General features: G+C 41.7%; 12 protein-coding genes and 3 tRNA genes. 7 read left to right on the top strand and 8 right to left on the bottom strand.

All coding sequences use genetic code 11. The features are described from left to right. Nucleotides 1–2: 2 nt before the first annotated feature. The 5 genes from CI960_RS01470 to CI960_RS23290 form a co-directional block, all read right to left on the bottom strand. A complete protein-coding gene (locus CI960_RS01470; RefSeq protein WP_005859116.1) occupies nucleotides 3–2,207 on the bottom strand; it encodes a peptidase domain-containing ABC transporter in 2,205 nt (734 codons plus the stop codon). After that, entirely contained in the window at nucleotides 2,204–4,483 is a 2,280-nt protein-coding gene (locus tag CI960_RS01465) for an outer membrane beta-barrel protein (protein ID WP_005859118.1), read from the bottom strand. The genes CI960_RS01470 and CI960_RS01465 overlap by 4 nt, the downstream gene beginning before the upstream one ends. A gap of 4 nt (nucleotides 4,484–4,487) precedes the next feature. Continuing rightward, nucleotides 4,488–5,786 (bottom strand): radical SAM protein, encoded by a 1,299-nt coding sequence (locus CI960_RS01460; protein ID WP_005859120.1) that lies wholly within the window; start codon nucleotides 5,784–5,786, stop codon nucleotides 4,488–4,490. An 84-nt stretch (nucleotides 5,787–5,870) separates the two neighbouring features. Beyond that, nucleotides 5,871–6,059: a hypothetical protein gene (locus CI960_RS01455; protein WP_005859121.1), complete on the bottom strand. Its 189-nt coding sequence runs from the start codon at nucleotides 6,057–6,059 to the stop codon at nucleotides 5,871–5,873. 63 nt (nucleotides 6,060–6,122) lie between these two features. Next, nucleotides 6,123–6,269, bottom strand: a complete 147-nt coding sequence (locus CI960_RS23290) for a hypothetical protein (protein WP_005859123.1) — start codon at nucleotides 6,267–6,269, stop codon at nucleotides 6,123–6,125. 160 nt (nucleotides 6,270–6,429) lie between these two features. Here CI960_RS23290 and CI960_RS01450 point away from each other — a divergent pair, with 160 nt between their 5' ends. The 4 genes from CI960_RS01450 to CI960_RS01435 all read left to right on the top strand — a co-directional run bounded on the left by CI960_RS01450 (nucleotide 6,430) and on the right by CI960_RS01435 (nucleotide 11,069). Next, on the top strand, nucleotides 6,430–7,806 hold the full coding sequence (locus CI960_RS01450) for a sensor histidine kinase KdpD (RefSeq protein WP_005859125.1): 1,377 nt from the start codon (nucleotides 6,430–6,432) through the stop codon (nucleotides 7,804–7,806). Between the two features lie 6 nt (nucleotides 7,807–7,812). Further along, nucleotides 7,813–8,505, top strand: a complete 693-nt coding sequence (locus CI960_RS01445) for a response regulator transcription factor (RefSeq protein WP_005859127.1) — start codon at nucleotides 7,813–7,815, stop codon at nucleotides 8,503–8,505. 288 nt (nucleotides 8,506–8,793) lie between these two features. Next, the gene (locus CI960_RS01440; RefSeq protein ID WP_005859129.1) at nucleotides 8,794–9,888 is read left to right on the top strand and encodes a metallophosphoesterase; all 1,095 of its coding nucleotides are present in this window, start codon (nucleotides 8,794–8,796) and stop codon (nucleotides 9,886–9,888) included. A gap of 2 nt (nucleotides 9,889–9,890) precedes the next feature. Then, nucleotides 9,891–11,069 (top strand): metallophosphoesterase, encoded by a 1,179-nt coding sequence (locus CI960_RS01435; protein ID WP_005859131.1) that lies wholly within the window; start codon nucleotides 9,891–9,893, stop codon nucleotides 11,067–11,069. 70 nt (nucleotides 11,070–11,139) lie between these two features. On the opposite strand, the gene CI960_RS01430 is transcribed toward CI960_RS01435, so the two are convergent. Both CI960_RS01430 and CI960_RS01425 read right to left on the bottom strand, forming a co-directional pair. Beyond that, entirely contained in the window at nucleotides 11,140–12,846 is a 1,707-nt protein-coding gene (locus tag CI960_RS01430; RefSeq protein WP_005859133.1) for a S41 family peptidase, read from the bottom strand. A 48-nt stretch (nucleotides 12,847–12,894) separates the two neighbouring features. Continuing rightward, a complete protein-coding gene (locus tag CI960_RS01425; RefSeq protein ID WP_005859135.1) occupies nucleotides 12,895–13,872 on the bottom strand; it encodes an adenosine kinase in 978 nt (325 codons plus the stop codon). Between the two features lie 110 nt (nucleotides 13,873–13,982). On the opposite strand from CI960_RS01425, the gene CI960_RS01420 reads away from it, so the two are divergent. The 3 genes from CI960_RS01420 (at nucleotide 13,983) to CI960_RS01410 (ending at nucleotide 14,278) form a co-directional block, all read left to right on the top strand. After that, nucleotides 13,983–14,056 (top strand) — tRNA-Asn (locus tag CI960_RS01420). Between the two features lie 31 nt (nucleotides 14,057–14,087). Further along, nucleotides 14,088–14,161 (top strand) — tRNA-Asn (locus CI960_RS01415). Nucleotides 14,162–14,204: 43 nt separating this feature from the next. Continuing rightward, a tRNA-Asn gene (locus CI960_RS01410) sits at nucleotides 14,205–14,278 on the top strand. Nucleotides 14,279–14,380: 102 nt separating this feature from the next. Here CI960_RS01410 and CI960_RS01405 read toward each other — a convergent pair. Then, nucleotides 14,381–16,279: a glycosyltransferase 87 family protein gene (locus tag CI960_RS01405; protein ID WP_005859137.1), complete on the bottom strand. Its 1,899-nt coding sequence runs from the start codon at nucleotides 16,277–16,279 to the stop codon at nucleotides 14,381–14,383. Nucleotides 16,280–16,291: the final 12 nt, after the last annotated feature.

The raw sequence follows: 16,291 nt of genomic DNA, 5'->3' as shown, positions 1-16,291 counted from the left end.
CCTTAATTCCCCAACTCTAATTGATTCTTCACTAAATTATAATAAGCGCCTTTGCGATCGATCAGCACGTCGTGGGTGCCTACCTCTACGATACGGCCTTTGTCAAGAACGACTATTTGATCGGCATTGCGTACGGTACTTAATCGATGGGCGACGATTATTACCGTCTTACCCCGGTAAAAGTCCGTCAGATTCTCCACTATGGCACGTTCATTGTTGGCATCCAACGAATTCGTCGCCTCATCGAAAAAGAGATAAGAAGGGTTCTTATAAACCGCCCGGGCAATTAAGATCCGTTGACGCTGGCCTTGGCTTACGCCTTGACCATCCGGACCTATCACCGTATTATATTTTAAGGGTAAGCGCTCGATAAATTCCTCTATATTGGCGATACGAGCTGCCAATAATAAGCGAGATTTATCAATCTCACCGTCATCCACGGCAATATTGCGTGCGATCGATTCAGAGAACAGATAACCGTCTTGCATCACCGCACCGCATTGGTCACGCCACCATAAAAGGCTGAAAGATCGCAAATCATTTCCACCCACCCGGATATCACCTTCTACCGGATTATAGTAGCCCAATAATAACTTGATCAAGGTTGTTTTCCCGCTACCACTCGTTCCTACGATCGCCGTAATCTTGCCTCGAGGTATTTTAAGGTTTATCCGCTCCAAGACTTTCGGCGAATGGATGCCCTCATATTGAAACGTCACGTTACGAATCTCAATGTCCCTATCGCTTCCGTTAAAACCGGTTATCATACGTTCCGGCGTCTCCTCTTCTTCCCGATCATGGATTTCGCTCATCCGTTCCAGACTAATCTTCACGTCTTGCCAACTATAAAGAAACTGCACGAACTGTTCCACCGGAGCGTTCAACTGCCCGATAATATACTGTATAGCCAACATCATACCCAACGACAGGCTACCCCCGATCACATCCGTAGCGGCAATCACCGTAATTACGATATTCTTTACCTCATTAATCAAGATACTGCCGGCCTCCTGACTCTGTTGCAGCCGCATCGATTCGATGTTCGTCCGGAACAAGTCCGCTTGTATATCCTCCCATTCCCAACGGCGGCGGCGCTCACAATGCTGGAGCTTGATCTCCTGCATGCCATTCAATAACTGCATGGTTTTCGATTGATTACGGGCCCGTTGCTCAAAATAAGTATAGTCCAGCAAACGGCGTTTTTTAAGGAAGAATGTCACCCATACGGCATATAAAGCGCTACCTAGTACGAAAATAAAGAATATCAATCGATTATAATAAAGTAATACCCCACCGAACACCACGAAGCTGAAAGCGGAGAAAAGCACCGTCAATGTCTGCGCCGTGAGAAAACGCTCCACCCGTTCATGGTCGTGGATACGCTGCAACAAGTCTCCCGTCATTTTCGTATCGAAAAACGACATGGGCAAACACATCAGTTTGATCAAGAAATCGGATAACAATGATATATTCACCCTTGCGCTTATATGTAGTAATATCCAGCGACGGATAAAGTCCACCGAGGCACGGCTCACGACCAGCATTAATTGTCCCGCCAAGATCAGATAGATCAGATTCAGATTCTTAGTAGCTATACCTTTATCCACGATCGCTTGGGTAAGAAACGGAAAGATTAATTGCAACACGCTTCCCAGCGCAAGCCCCAGCAACAACTGGATAAAGAAACGTTTATAAGGTTTCATATACCCCCAAAGGAAATGAAAAGGATCCCTTCCCGTATGACGTTCATCTTTCCGCTCATAAAAAGCGGGGGTCGGCTGCAAGGCCATTAATATGCCTTTCTCCTCCCCTCTCGAACGGGTACTGATCCACGCATTACGAAACTCTTCCTCATCGATACGCAACAAATTCTTACCGGGATCGGCTATATAAAAAACAGATTTCCCATCCTGTTTCTTTTTAACGTCATATAATACGACAAAATGATCTTGGTTCCAATGGAGGATACAAGGGAAGGGGCGTTGCTCCACCATCTTCCCCAAGGTCATTCGTCCACATATCGTACGAAATCCTATATACTCGGCGGCATCAGCGATACCCAGCATGGAGACTCCTTCCCGGGTTACGACGCAAAGGTTTTGCATCGTCTCGGCGGAATACTCCTTGCCATGGAACTTGGCGATCATGCGGAGGCAGGTGGCGCCGCATTCCATGGAGTCGGGTTGCTTGATATGGGGGAAGCTCATAATTTAATACCTTCCTCTATACTATACACATTTTTCCGTTCTTTCATTGCTTTCGACTTGTTTTTACGGAATGTATAACGAAGCAAGATCCAAGGCCGAAAAGAGGCACTGATTTTTCGTTGATCGCTGTAGTTCTCATAGCTACCACTACGTAATTCCATCGAGGTACGATAAGTAACCAAACAATTCTCCATCGCCACGGAAATATAGAAATAGTCCGTAAAATTATAAGAGACCTGTACCATCGAAAAAGAAGGGCTATGATACTTCACACGAGAGATTGGCGTATAGGTATAATTGTTATATAATATATCAGCACCCAAATACCACTTCTTATAATTCGCATTGAAATACAAAGAGGTACTAAACCCTTTCCTTGGATCTTCATTCTCATAATAATCCACGACATGATACGCATTGACACCTATACGCCCTAAATTGCCTATCCGATAAGACAGACTTCCCCCTATGCGTAAATTCTTATACTTCCCGCTATTCCTATAGCTACTGATATAAATATCCTCTTCGCTGAATCCATACGATTCCACCAAGTCCGTACTGATCCGATAAGAGACGCTCGGTGTCAAATAAAATCCTTTCGTGTTAAATGTCAAGGATAGGTTCAATTTATGATTTTGGCTCGGAAGCAGATAAGGATTTCCTTGTGTCTTCACTAAAGAATCCGTAGACATATTATAAGGATTCAATTCGCTCTCGGTAGGAGCCGTATTGGTAAGCGTGTATCCCAATCTCGTAGATAGATGATCGCTAAAATCATAATTACCGCTTAAAGAAATGCGAGGCTTGAAGTAATGATTAGAGGCCTCACCCGCTTTCAGCCAAATTCCTTCCAGCCCAGCAGAAAGCATATAAGAAAAACGCTTTATAGACTGGCTATAGTCCGCATACAAATACTCTTCCCATTTCTCGTGCCGGAAAGTAGGCATTCCTATACTCACTTGACGTATACGATCACTCGTAAAACGAGTCTGATTCCCTACATTCAAGCTACCTCCATTTGCAAAATCCACATTATAATCCACATCAAAACGACCGGAATTCCGGTCGTTCTTATATAAATATGTATTCAGATAAGACCAATCCAGATATGACTCCGAGCGATTTCCGTCATTCTCGTTATGATTCTTATTGAAAGCAAGGGTCGTTTCCAATATATGGTTTTTCGCAAACGTATGCTTATGGAACAAGCTAGCCGTAAAAATATACGATTGATCCTTATTAAAAGAAGAATAATCGAATTCTTGGGGTATTCCATCCGTTAAAAGTCCATCACCCCAACCTTTCTTCTTATTGATTTTTTTATTACCATACATATGAGCTACGATATAATCCTTGTCTGTACACATCCAACGGAATTGCAACTCACCTAAATAGCTAGTACCATCCAAACGTTCCTCTCCCTTCGTCCATTTACTATACCCCGTATTTAGCTGCCGTTGCTCCTGTTCCGAGCGATCATCATACAAATAGTCCACTGAAGCTCTTCCATAAAGTGCGTATCGAGAGTTTCCAACCTCAAAATACCCTACCCCAAGCCCCTTACGGAAAGGGACATCATGCCGCGTGGCTCCTTCCAAGAAGATAAAAGGTTGTGTCTTCTTTTTCAATTTTATATTCAATATCTTTTGGTAACCATCCTTTAAGTAACGGGCTTTCACCACATCGATTATCTCCACGGATTCTATCTCTCTCGGATCAAGAGTGGCGATTCCCGAGTTATAACGATTCCCGTTTATCAATATCAAGGGTTGCGCCCCATCCTCCAACTGCACCTTCCGGTTAGCCACATCCGAGTACAAGCGTGGGATCTCTTGCAGGGCCCGGAAAGGGTCTTTCATATTTTTAGCCTTCTCTGACAGATAAAAGATCTCTCCCGTAGCGGTCCGATTCACTTGATCATTCCGATTACCCGTCACCATTACTTCGTCCAATACGACCGTTTTCTCAGGTGTCAGCAAGAAGTCTTTTCTAACATCCCTGTTTTCCACTCGCAATATTTGCTCCTGCGCATTATACCCCAAGAAAAACAAACGTAGCTCATACGCTCCCTCCTTCAATCCATCTATACGAAAATGACCTTTTTCATCAGTTAAAGCCATGGCCGATAACGAGTCTTCCACACTCAATATCACCTGTACCCCATCCATCATCTTCCGCTTCTCGTTTGTAATTATTCCTGAGAAGGTGTAAGACTGGGCAGACAATGTGAAGAGGCCTTGTGAGATGAACAGAAGCCAGAAAGCGATAGTTCTCATGGTATTATGCGTATAATTCTTCTTTTAATAATTGACATTTGAAAAGATACATCAGATATTCTTTCAAAGTCATATTGATTGCGTCAAATGTACATATATTTTCCCCCGGATGCAACATTATTTGTTTATTACATGGTCCCAAACAGGCAGGCAGTAATTTACAATCTATACAATTTTGAGGCAACATCTCCTTCAACCAATAAGAAAGTTTTGTCTCATTCCAATGTACCTGTCCTGATTGTAAATCAAATTCTCCTAACGCATTTTTATCATCAAAAGAAGAAATCGTAGAACACTTAAAAACTTTACCATCATAATTAAACAAAACTTCTCTATGCCGTTCAGCAAAGCAAACATCTCCTTTTGGCATAATATAATAATCCAATAAAAATTTCTTATCTAAAAACTTTTGAACCGAAGCATGTAATAACGGCACATTAACTTTATCTTTTTCTAGTTGCCACACTTTTTTCAAAATGACAAAACAATACTTACGATCTAGAAAATCCAAATCACCAATGATTTCATCTATTTTCTCTAATGTCTTATTATCAAAGTTTATTCTTACCGCAAGCCACCTATTGGGAATTTTATCATTAATAAGCCGAATAGTTCTCAATGTCTTCTCATAAGTATCCTGATTCGGGTTATCCTTATCTTTCTTTATTTGATTATGATGTATTCTATCACCATCCAAAGTAATTTGGAATTGGCATTCAAAGTTTTTTAAATAATCTATAATAGATTCTGTTATCAAAATCGCATTTGTTGTAAATTCAGCAATTAGATCCAATTGATTAACTTGGCAAAAGTTTCTCGCAAAATCCAGAATTTCTTTTATCCCTCTGAAATACAAAAAAGGCTCTCCCCCAAAGAATGATAATTTTAATATCCTATAAGATGTTTTAATATATTCTTGTTCTATATTCTTTTTTATAGCTTCTATTACTTCACTCTTCAAGAAACTTCCCGCTATTCTATTCTCGTAACAGTACCAACAGTTTAAATTGCAATCCAATGTTGTATTCACCATGACTTGATACATAGAGGCATCAAATTGCATCCTTTTTTTCCGAAACAAGACAATCTCTCTTTCATCAAAATCATCAGGAACAATATATTGATTATCCACCAAAGATTTATATAATACAGGATCAGATTGCTCTAATTTTAAAATATTTTCTTTTTTATATTTTTCATATCTCACATTATTTAATAATATAAATTTATTATTAAATGAATTATAAAGTAAATAAACCTGCGGCAAAACGTTCTCTACAACCTGATAATATATCTTCTTCATTTCATTTTTCATTAATTTCTCGATAGAAATAGCTGATGCCTTCTCCCTGTTACAAAGAAAGCATCAAACTAAAAAAACTATCAATTAGCCACACCTCCCTGAAGAATTATTGACTCCTCCACACTTACCTGAGCCATTGTTAGTACCAGAACAACTTCCATCCCCATTATTCGGAGCCTTATCATCTGGATCCTCTCCTCCACGAACTAAAATAAGTTCATTTTCCTCTAGCCTCTCTAAAATAAGGCTAGGCAAATTCATTAAATCATTCATAATATCTAAAATTTATAGTTTATAATAGGTCATAATCTATGACCGTTTCATTTACTATTTTACTTATGACTGTCTAGGATTTTCTTGTGGACACAGAACCTTCCGTCCATCCTCAATCCAATACCATTCGTCAGTCTCTTCATCATAATGCCATTCACCACCTTTTATAGCGGAAAGTTCTTCCTTCGACAACAAATCACCAATTTCCATGTCTATATGCTTTTTTAGTCTGTTACAAAAATATAAGTAAAATTTCGTACTCTATCTAACAAACACCTAATTTTCATCTAACAAAAAGCTAACAAAACGAGAAAAACGCATCTTTTTTAAGATTATTCACTATCTTCACATCCAAAATAACGAATCTATCATGAAACACTCCTTATATATTGCGGCCATTATGTTGCTAGTCTTAATACTCTCCCAAGGATATTGGCTATACAATATATATAACGCTGAAAAATATAAAACGCAAGAAGTCCTTGAAGAGCTATTCGAAGAGGCTATCAAGCAAGAAATGTCCAAGCGAATGGTTAGCAACAAACCGAAAGACCCCAACAACCCCAAAAGAATCATAAGAAGAGCTAGTGATATGACACCAGAGGAACGAGCCAAGCTAAAAGGGGATACCATAATCTGGCCACAAATAAAAAATCGGAATCTAAAAGATAACTATGCCGACCTATTAGCGCAACGTATGCAAGACGGTCTACGTAATGCAAATAGACCCTTAAAACCAAATGTATTAGACAGCCTATTCAATAAAACATTAACTGATCACAATTTACAAGCAATATCTTATATAGAAATATCAGACTCTACCCGGCAAACCGTAAATACGGTAGGAAAAAAATTCAACCTTTCATTTTATAAGTTCCAAACAGAAAAGCTCCCGATAGGAACGCAGGGATTACAATATGTACAGGCTTTCGTTAAATTACCTCTTTCTGACATTGTCCAACGAAAGCTCTTGGCTTTTATCGTATCTTGTCTAATCATCCTTACCTCGGCGAGTTGCCTATATTATTTATTAAGAACAATACGTAAAGCCCACGCCCAACTCCGAGACCGTGAAATAGCCGTACATAGCGCTATCCACGACTTGAAATCCCCGCTGAACACGGCGTATGCCTCTATGGATCTTATCGCTAGCCTAGAGAATGAACCGATGAAAGTGAATATATTAAATACCGGAAAAACTCAGATAAAACAGTTGATAGAGATCATCGAGTCCATGCTGTCACTATTGAAAACAGCGGATGGAAAAGAGAGCGCACGAAAGTCGCCTATAGATATTAGATCATTTATTGAGCAAACCTACCAAGCGATAGCAAGGCTCTATCCTAACAAGATCCCCTTGTTCAAGCTTGAGAAAAGCGAGGATTTCCCCGACATGATCGAAGCTGATACCGTTCGTCTGGAACGTTGCCTCCGGAATTTGCTAGAGAACGCATTGAAATATTCGAATGACGATGTACGAATCACCGTAACGTTGACTATGAAAAACAACCATTACCGAATAGCCATAAAAGACACCGGTTGGGGAATCCCCAAGAAAGCCCAGAAAAAACTCGGACAACAATTCTTCCGGGTGAAACAAGCCGACAAGCCAGCGCAACCGGGATATGGATTAGGTTTGAGTAGCGTAATGCTAATGGCTAAAGAAATGGGCGGCTCCCTAACTTTTCAGAGTGAGGAGGGTGTCGGTTCAACATTTTTCATTAACTTACCAGCCGAAAACTCATAACACTATATGGAAGATAAACAGAAAGTGATCTTTATTGAAGATGACCCAAACCTTGGATTAATCATCGTATTGGCCTTGCAAAGTAAAGGATACGAGGTTTGCTACGCCAACACGTTAAGCGGTATTCAAGACATGATAGAAAAAGACTGCCCTAATATCCTGCTTCTCGATCTGGAAGTTGGCAATCAAAACGCATTGGATTATTTGCCTTTTATTCGTTCAAAGCATCCTTCATTGCCTGTACTGATAGCCTCTTCCCACAACGAAGGGGAGGAAATAACACGCTGCTATGAAGCCGGAGCTAATCATTACACCAAAAAACCGTATGATATACAAGAAATAGATTTCCTAATCCAAAGGTTTTGTAAAAAGGGCAGTCCGATATCAAATAGTATATCTATTGGAGATTACCAACTGGAACTCTCCACTCATAAATTATTCTATAAACAAGAACAGTCAAAAACATTAAGTCCTAAAGATTTCAAGTTATTCTATCTGTTATCCGAGCAATTAAATCAGCCAGTAAGCAGAGAAAAGCTTTTTCATGAAATATGGGATGGGCAAGAAGTTCATGATAGCCTAAACAACAGCATCTCGCGTTTGCGCAAATTATTGGAAAAAGATACCACACTTTCAATAGATGCCGTAAAAGGAGTTGGATATATATTATCAAAAAAAGACCAACTCTCCTCATCGTAATTAAGGGGGGCTTATTGTAGATTTCTAGATACGCCCTTGTTCCCTATCGCATGATTCGGGAAAAACACGTACGACTTTTTTGAAAAACACCTACGACTTTTCCCTAAAACACGTACATGTTTTGAGTAAAAGATCATCCTGTTTTTAACATACTAATAATCAGCATATTATATAATTCTTTTCATTACCAAACTTATTGTTTGGAATTTATATCGATCCTATAGGGACGTAGCGTGCAGCGTTTGCTACCTAAAGAGTTTTCATTATCTTCGCGGAAAATTAATTGAGATGTGGACGTTCTTTATCATACTTCCAATCCTGTATCTTGCAGGGAATATTTATATTTATCTAAAGGGAAAACAGGCTTTGAAAAGCCAGTCTACCGGAGTTAAAGTATTGTTATCCATTGTTTTTTGGGGAGGAGCTTTATCATTCTTCAGTAGTTTTCTATTCAGGAACCTAGATATGCCGGCTTCTTTCGCTCAAACAGTTTCCCAAGTAGGAACAGGATGGCTCGTGTTCACTTTATACATGGTATTAGCTCTGTTGGTATTTGATATCTTACGACTTTTCCACCTACGTTTCAAATACTCATTCTATTTATCCTTATTCTTAACACTCAGCTTATTAGGATATGGAAACTATAATTACCAACATCCTGATACACGAGTTATCAACATGGTTATCAACAAACCGGCCGATACCGATGGACAGTCGCTGAAGGTCGTAGCCATTAGCGACATACACTTAGGATACGCTACCAACAAGACGATGCTTGCCGGATATGTGGATATGATAAACGCCCAACGCCCGGACATCGTTCTTATCGGTGGAGACTTGATAGACAACAGTGTCGCACCTCTGCGATACGAGCATATGGAAGAGGAACTGTCCAAGATCTACGCCCCATTAGGCGTTTATATGGTACCGGGTAACCATGAGTATATCAGTGGCATAGAGGAGAGCGAGAAATTTATAGCGCAGACGCCCATCGTACTTTTAAGGGATTCCGTGGCTATCTTGCCCAATCAGATCCAACTCATAGGACGGGACGACCGGCATAACAAAGGACGGAAAACTTTAGGTCAGCTTACTGCGAACCTTGATAAAAGCAAACCTGTTATCTTACTAGACCATCAACCCTACGATTTAGAAAAAACGGAAGAGGCTGGCGTAGACTTACAGTTTAGCGGACATACACATCGAGGACAAGTATGGCCGATGAACTGGATCGTGGATCATCTGTTCGAATTAAGTTACGGGATTAAAAAAATCGGAAATAGTACGATTTATGTCTCATCCGGCTTATCTTTGTGGGGACCGCCTTTCCGTATCGGGACGGACAGCGAGATGGTGGTGTTCAATATTACATTCAAAGAGTAAAGATGAAAGTATTTATTCAATCGATCGTAGCGCAGCTATTACTAAATCCGTATATTTTCTGGAGAGGATATCAAGCGCTTCCTCCTAAGAAAAGTTGCCGGATTCCTTTTATCTTGTTTTTCGTACTCGAACTATCGCTTTATTTTTTCGGATTTATTTTTAGGAATGAACTACCTGATAACGTGATAATCACGATCCAATACATCTGTAACACTTGGTATATAGCGTCCATTTATATCACTTTATCTCTCTTGGTACTTGAGTTGATCAGGCTCTCCCAACGTATCAAGCCATGGTTCCCCAAATGGATGAAAGGGCATTGGCAGCAAACCAAGCTAACCCTGTTTTTTCTTATCGTATTCGGTGTTACCGGTTTAATGATTCACGCATACCATACGGTAATGAATCCGATTGTTAAGAACGTATATATCACGTTGCCCAAAGCCGCAGGGGATCGGGATAGCCTGACTATTGTCATGATGAGCGACTTACATATCGGAGAGGTTATCGGGAAGGACTTGGTACAAAAATATGTGGCGCTCAGCAACGCACAGCATCCGGATATGGTGGTATTAGCGGGGGATATTATGGATTATGAATCCCGGTTCGCGGAAAACGCCCACATAGAGGATGATTTAAAACAATTAAAAGCTCCGTTGGGAGTATATATCATTTACGGGAATCATGAATACCGGGCAAACCGGAACGCGAAATATCGTTGGCTGCAAAAGACCGGAGGTACGCTACTAATAGACTCGGTGGTCCAACCGGACTCAACTTTTTATTTGATAGGGAGGGATGATTTCATCCATAAGAAACGAAAATCGCTTCATTCGTTAATGGAAGGGGTGGATACCGGCAAACCGATTATCGTTTTGGATCATCAACCTTGGTCGTTCGCCGAGATGAATATGAATGGGGTGGATTTGGGACTGCACGGACATACGCATAACGGGCAGTTATGGCCTTATCCCCTACTGATGAAGCTTGTGTATGAATGCCCGTACGGATATTATAAGAAAGGACCTACGCAATTCTATGTATCTTCCGGCATTGGTATAGCAGGACCTCCTTATCGGGTGGGAACCGTCTCGGAATTGGTCGTATTGCATATCCGCTTCAAAGCCCCCAAACAGACTGGCGAAAGAGGGAAAAGCACGATGCCCATTCAAGGGAGCTGACAATGGGCATCGTAAGCTCGCTTGAATGGGCATTGTAAGGCCCTTTGAATGGGCATCGGCAGAAACCCGCCTATTCGGTACCCTTGGTGGCCGCTTCCAACTCAACCGGCACGCTCAATGTACGCCTGTATAAATCCGGATCGCCCAATACCTCCAACGCTTTCTCCAATACAAGATCATCTTTCAAGCTTTCTTGCAACTCTCCTCGTTGGTAATAATAACGTTTTACGATCTCGGCGGCCATTACTCGTTTCACCTCATCCTTGAAACGATCGAAATCTTTTTCCAGATTCGGAGTCAGCTTAGCCTCTAATTCCTTGAACGCAGTAGAATCCTCCTCCAGATACCCCTCGAACTCAGCCACTTCTTTTAAGTTCCTCAATACTTTCTCGCTTTGGCGGTCATACGTGAAATTCTTGGACTTGGCGTATTGCTTCAAAGCTTCGAAATCCTCATCGGAAACCGTAAATTCCTCGATAGGAGCGATTGTCTTATGCTTTTGTGCCCAATCCGTAACGAAGTCGAACAAGACCGTATCCGCCGCCAAATAATACATCATGGTAGGCACTTTCGGCTCCTTCACCTCAAACTCCGGACGTACGCCACCACCATCACGAACCGGACGCTTCTTGGACGTATAGAATACGGAAGTCAAGCTATCCGGAATAGCAGCCACGCTACCATCCTCTTTCCGGTGCGAATAATCGATTTGCTGGATGCAACGGCCACTCGGGATATAGTATTTACTCATCGTGATTTTCACTTTTCCATTATAAGGCAGGTCACGAGGAGCTTGCACCAACCCCTTACCAAACGAACGTTGTCCCACCAACACGGCACGATCCATATCCTGCAAAGATCCCGATACGATCTCAGCGGCGGAAGCCGTACCTCCATTGATCAATATAGCCAACGGCATTACCGTATCCAAAGGCTCCGTAGAGGTTCGGTACGTACGATCCCATTGCTTGATCTTTCCTTTCGTTGAAAGCACCTCGCTGCCTTTCGGTACGAACATACCTACGATTTGTACGGCACCTTCCAGCACGCCGCCGCCGTTACCGCGCAAATCCAGTACCAAAGACTTGATATTATGATTTTTCTTTAAGTCCAAGAACGCCTCTTTCACCTCTTGAGCACTCTTGATAGTAAATGCCTTTAGATAAATATAACCGATACTGTCATTCTTAACCCCGTAGTAAGTAACTTGAGGTGTCGTGATCTGCTTACGGGTAATCTCGAACTTCCGGGGTTTCTTCTCGCCCGGACGTTGGATCGTCAAAACCATCTTCGTATTCGGAACACCTTTCAACAACTCGCTGACCCGGGAGTTTGTCGCCTTGGAAACATCGATCGTATCGATCGCCAAGATCAGATCGCCCGGCTTCAGACCCGCTAAATCGGCCGGCATTCCCTCGGTAGGCTCGGCAATCATCACGCCTCCCTCGTTGTTACGCTGACGGATCAAGGAACCGATACCTCCGTATTCGCCGGTCGTCATCAGACTCAATTCCTCCGTTTTTTGCTCAGGATAGTATTCCGTATAAGGATCTAAACCAGCCAACATTGCCTCGATTCCCCGCTGAACGGTTTTATCCACATCCACTGAATCCACGTAGAACATCTCTACTTCTTTCAATAAAGAATTGAAAATGTCTAGGTTCTTACTCACCTCAAAGCGGTTATCTTTTTGCGCCCATCCCGGCACTACGCTACTTGCGACGAACAGCAAGCAAAATAAACCTATAATTCCTCTTCGTTGAACCAATCTGTACATACAATATTTAGTTAATTAACGGCATAAATGTAAGGAATAATATGCCGCTTAAGCCAATATCCCTTTTACTTTTAACTTTATTTGTTCCCATTTATCATACGGAATCTCCGGGCCAACCACGTCGATCACATAGCCCGCCAGCATCGATCCGATGCGTGCGGATTGTACCAAAGACGCTCCTATGGATTGACCGTATAAGAATCCGGCAGCGAAGTTATCACCGGCTCCAGTCGTATCAACAGGCTTACCCCCCTCAGCCGGGACAGAATAAAATTGACCATGACTACCGATCAAGGCACCTTCCTTTCCTAAAGTGACCAATGAGACCTCTACCAAGTCAGACAAGGTATGTACGGCCTCAGCAGCCTTTTGCCCGGTAAAAGCCTCAGCCTCACTCTCATTAGAGAACAAAATATCCACATATTTAGGAATGATATCCTCCAGCATTCCTTTAAAAGCATTCACGATATTGAAGTTCGACAAATCCAGCGCTACTTTCAAGCCCAACTTTTTAGCCTTCTCCATCGTAGAACGAACCAACGGCTCGTTTACGAGCAAGTAACCTTCTATATAAATACATTGATATTTACTTAGCATCTCCTCGGTGATCTCATCCGGGGTTATTGTCGGGGCCGGGCCAAGGAAAGTTCCCATCGTACGTTCCCCATCCGGAGAAATCATCACCGTACAGCTACCTGTAAGTCCATCCGTCTTGATAAAATAGGAAGTGACACCCGCTTTTTCCAACGCATCCTCATAAAATCCGCCGATCGAATCATCCCCGATCTTACCGATAAAACCGGAATTCGCCCCTAAAGAAGACATCGAACGCATCGTGTTGCAGACAGATCCTCCCGGGGTTTGCGTACGTGGCAAGCCAGCTAAAGTTGTACGGATAGCGATCATTTGTTCCCTGTTAATCATATCCATAGCTCCTTTCTGTATACCGATTTCCGATAGGACATCATCATTTTCAAGCCTCAATAAAACGTCAACCAAAGCGTTTCCTAAACCTATTGTATTCATTTTTTCGTAATTTTTTTCGCAAAGATATTGCATATTTCGAAAATACCCCGTACTTTTGCAGTGCAATTTCAGAAAGGGGTTACGGAATAACCTTTGAAAGAGCGAAAAATTCTTCCTTAGCTCAGTTGGTTAGAGCATCTGACTGTTAATCAGAGGGTCCTTGGTTCAAGTCCAAGAGGAAGAGCGAAAAGACATCGGGAAAGACTGAAAAACATTCTTCTTTAGCTCAGTTGGTTAGAGCATCTGACTGTTAATCAGAGGGTCCTTGGTTCAAGTCCAAGAAGAAGAGCGAAAAGAGTTTTCATATAGAGATTAAAAAGTTAAAAACTGATTCTTCCTTAGCTCAGTTGGTTAGAGCATCTGACTGTTAATCAGAGGGTCCTTGGTTCAAGTCCAAGAGGAAGAGCAAAAAGAGAGATACCTATTAATAGGTATCTCTTTTTTCTTTTGTTCTTTTTCCGTTATTCACAGGGTTTTCAACAGGGTTATTAACAACCCTGTAATCCTCCTACCCTCTCCAAGCGATTAAAAATAAGTTCTTTAATTCTTCCGCAAGGACTCCACGACGCATATTGGGAAGATGAACGTTATCCCGCAAATCAGCAGGCATGTCTTTAATAAGTACATCCGACTCCTGCGAAGCCTTATAAATAAACTCCGTATCAAATAAAAAGCGATTCACCTGAGTTGAGGCCAAGAACGATTTTCCCCGCTGGTTAAAACCTTTCAAACCTCCTTGAGCATCCGTATGCGTTAATCCTAGAAGCGTAAAATTCAATATACGGGAAGCATAACTCATAATCTTTCTTCGAGTACTTAAATGGGTATAATAAGTATGATTCCGCACGGCGATAACGACATCATATCCCGATTCCAACCATTCTACCATCCGGCAGATAGAATCCGTCTCATACGGGAAATCATAGTCCGTATATAAAGTAATAGATGAGGTGGAATGAGACAAGCCAGCCCTAACAGCGGCTCCTTTTCCCTTATTCGTATCATAACTTACGATCATCGTATCAGGGAGAGCCTCCAGAAGACGTCCCACCGCATCCTTCGTAAATCCTCTCTTCGAAGCGTCATTCACGACGATAAAACGGAATGAGCGGCCTTTAAGCATCTTTACCAATTCCGCATGTTTCTCGATCATCAGACGTTCCCAGCCTTCTTGTGGGTTATAACAAGGCAAGATAAGGTCGATCGCCTCCTCTTTACCCGGGAGAGTCTTCGGCCGATGAAGCGGCTCTGAAAAATCCAATGTCAATTGCTCCCATACGATCTTAAACCAGATCAACACACAAGGAAGTGCTTTCAACGCATAAGGAATAACATACATTTTCCGGATATAACAGGGAAATATATCTGTAGGGGAAAGGGATGTCAGAATAAAACAGAAAACGAATAGTACCGTATTCAAGCCAGGAGTCGTCTTACGGGTAGGCGTACCTATATACCAAAGGCAGACGGCTATCATGGCTCCCAAATATCCGCTATTCTCTGTTCCGGAGCTAAAAAGGACCATGAACAAAAGAGTAGAGCAAAGAAAATGCATGCGGAACCGCCTGTTATCATATTGATTTATCCTAAAATAAGGAGCAATAAGTAAAAGTAGCCCGGGGATAACCAACCAGAGATCACTATACGTATTGACTCCCGAAATCTTACGAACCATCCCCAACAAAGAGATATTTGTATAAGGAGTAAATAAATTCTCTACATTCTTATCGAGAAGTACCTCATACCATTTCACGTATTGACTTGCCACATATTGAGGAGACGTATATAACATCGGAAGAACATACAAGACTATGCCCCAGAAAATAAGTCCTTTCAAAAAGGCGATCCGGCGTTTTGAGAATAACAGGAAAGCAAGACCGACAATGCCATAAATCTTAGTCATCGTACCCAAGACGATCATTAGCGCCGCCCAAAACTCCTGTTTCCGCTCAATAAAAATAAACGAGAATAAAATCATGCCGGCTATGGCTATGTTAAATTGCTGCATAAGAACACACGTAAACAACTCATTCAAGCATACCCAAATGACAAACGCCTGTTTCCAATCCGCCAATCCGAGTTTACGGATAGCCATATAAAGCAGCAAGCTATTCGCGAGACACCATAGCAACATCCCGATATAAGGAGAGAAGAGGGAGAAAGGCGCTATTATAGCCGTAAAAGGGATCCCGTATAAAAACCGGTCGTGGTATTCATTCGGATAATATATATAAAGGTCTTTCAACTCTAACGCATGGAAAAAGGAAGCCCTATAAATCATAAAGTTATTATAAGTCCTACCCACGGGTAATTTCAATAAGCAAGCGACAAGGGCCGTCGCAAACCAAACAAATCCGACAAACCTCGGATTCTTAAATATCGGGCGTCTAAAAAATTCTCTCAACATATCCTTTTTGAT

It is taken from the genome of Parabacteroides sp. CT06, from assembly GCF_002257605.1.
GTDB lineage: Bacteria > Bacteroidota > Bacteroidia > Bacteroidales > Tannerellaceae > Parabacteroides > Parabacteroides distasonis.
The sequence above is the reverse complement of the archived record's forward strand: the minus strand, read 5'-3'. Positions and strand labels throughout refer to the sequence as shown.

What these genes read in the sequence shown, in the direction of transcription:
- CI960_RS01470 (WP_005859116.1), bottom strand. Translation starts at nt 2,207, where the DNA reads ATGAGCTTCCCCCATATCAAGCAACCCGACTCCATGGAATGCGGCGCC.
- CI960_RS01465 (WP_005859118.1), bottom strand. Translation starts at nt 4,483, where the DNA reads ATGAGAACTATCGCTTTCTGGCTTCTGTTCATCTCACAAGGCCTCTTC.
- CI960_RS01455 (WP_005859121.1), bottom strand. Translation starts at nt 6,059, where the DNA reads ATGAATGATTTAATGAATTTGCCTAGCCTTATTTTAGAGAGGCTAGAG.
- CI960_RS01445 (WP_005859127.1), top strand. Translation starts at nt 7,813, where the DNA reads ATGGAAGATAAACAGAAAGTGATCTTTATTGAAGATGACCCAAACCTT.
- CI960_RS01430 (WP_005859133.1), bottom strand. Translation starts at nt 12,846, where the DNA reads ATGTACAGATTGGTTCAACGAAGAGGAATTATAGGTTTATTTTGCTTG.
- CI960_RS01425 (WP_005859135.1), bottom strand. Translation starts at nt 13,872, where the DNA reads ATGAATACAATAGGTTTAGGAAACGCTTTGGTTGACGTTTTATTGAGG.
- CI960_RS01450 (WP_005859125.1), top strand. Translation starts at nt 6,430, where the DNA reads ATGAAACACTCCTTATATATTGCGGCCATTATGTTGCTAGTCTTAATA.
- CI960_RS01435 (WP_005859131.1), top strand. Translation starts at nt 9,891, where the DNA reads ATGAAAGTATTTATTCAATCGATCGTAGCGCAGCTATTACTAAATCCG.
- CI960_RS23290 (WP_005859123.1), bottom strand. Translation starts at nt 6,269, where the DNA reads ATGGAAATTGGTGATTTGTTGTCGAAGGAAGAACTTTCCGCTATAAAA.
- CI960_RS01405 (WP_005859137.1), bottom strand. Translation starts at nt 16,279, where the DNA reads ATGTTGAGAGAATTTTTTAGACGCCCGATATTTAAGAATCCGAGGTTT.
- CI960_RS01440 (WP_005859129.1), top strand. Translation starts at nt 8,794, where the DNA reads ATGTGGACGTTCTTTATCATACTTCCAATCCTGTATCTTGCAGGGAAT.
- CI960_RS01460 (WP_005859120.1), bottom strand. Translation starts at nt 5,786, where the DNA reads ATGAAGAAGATATATTATCAGGTTGTAGAGAACGTTTTGCCGCAGGTT.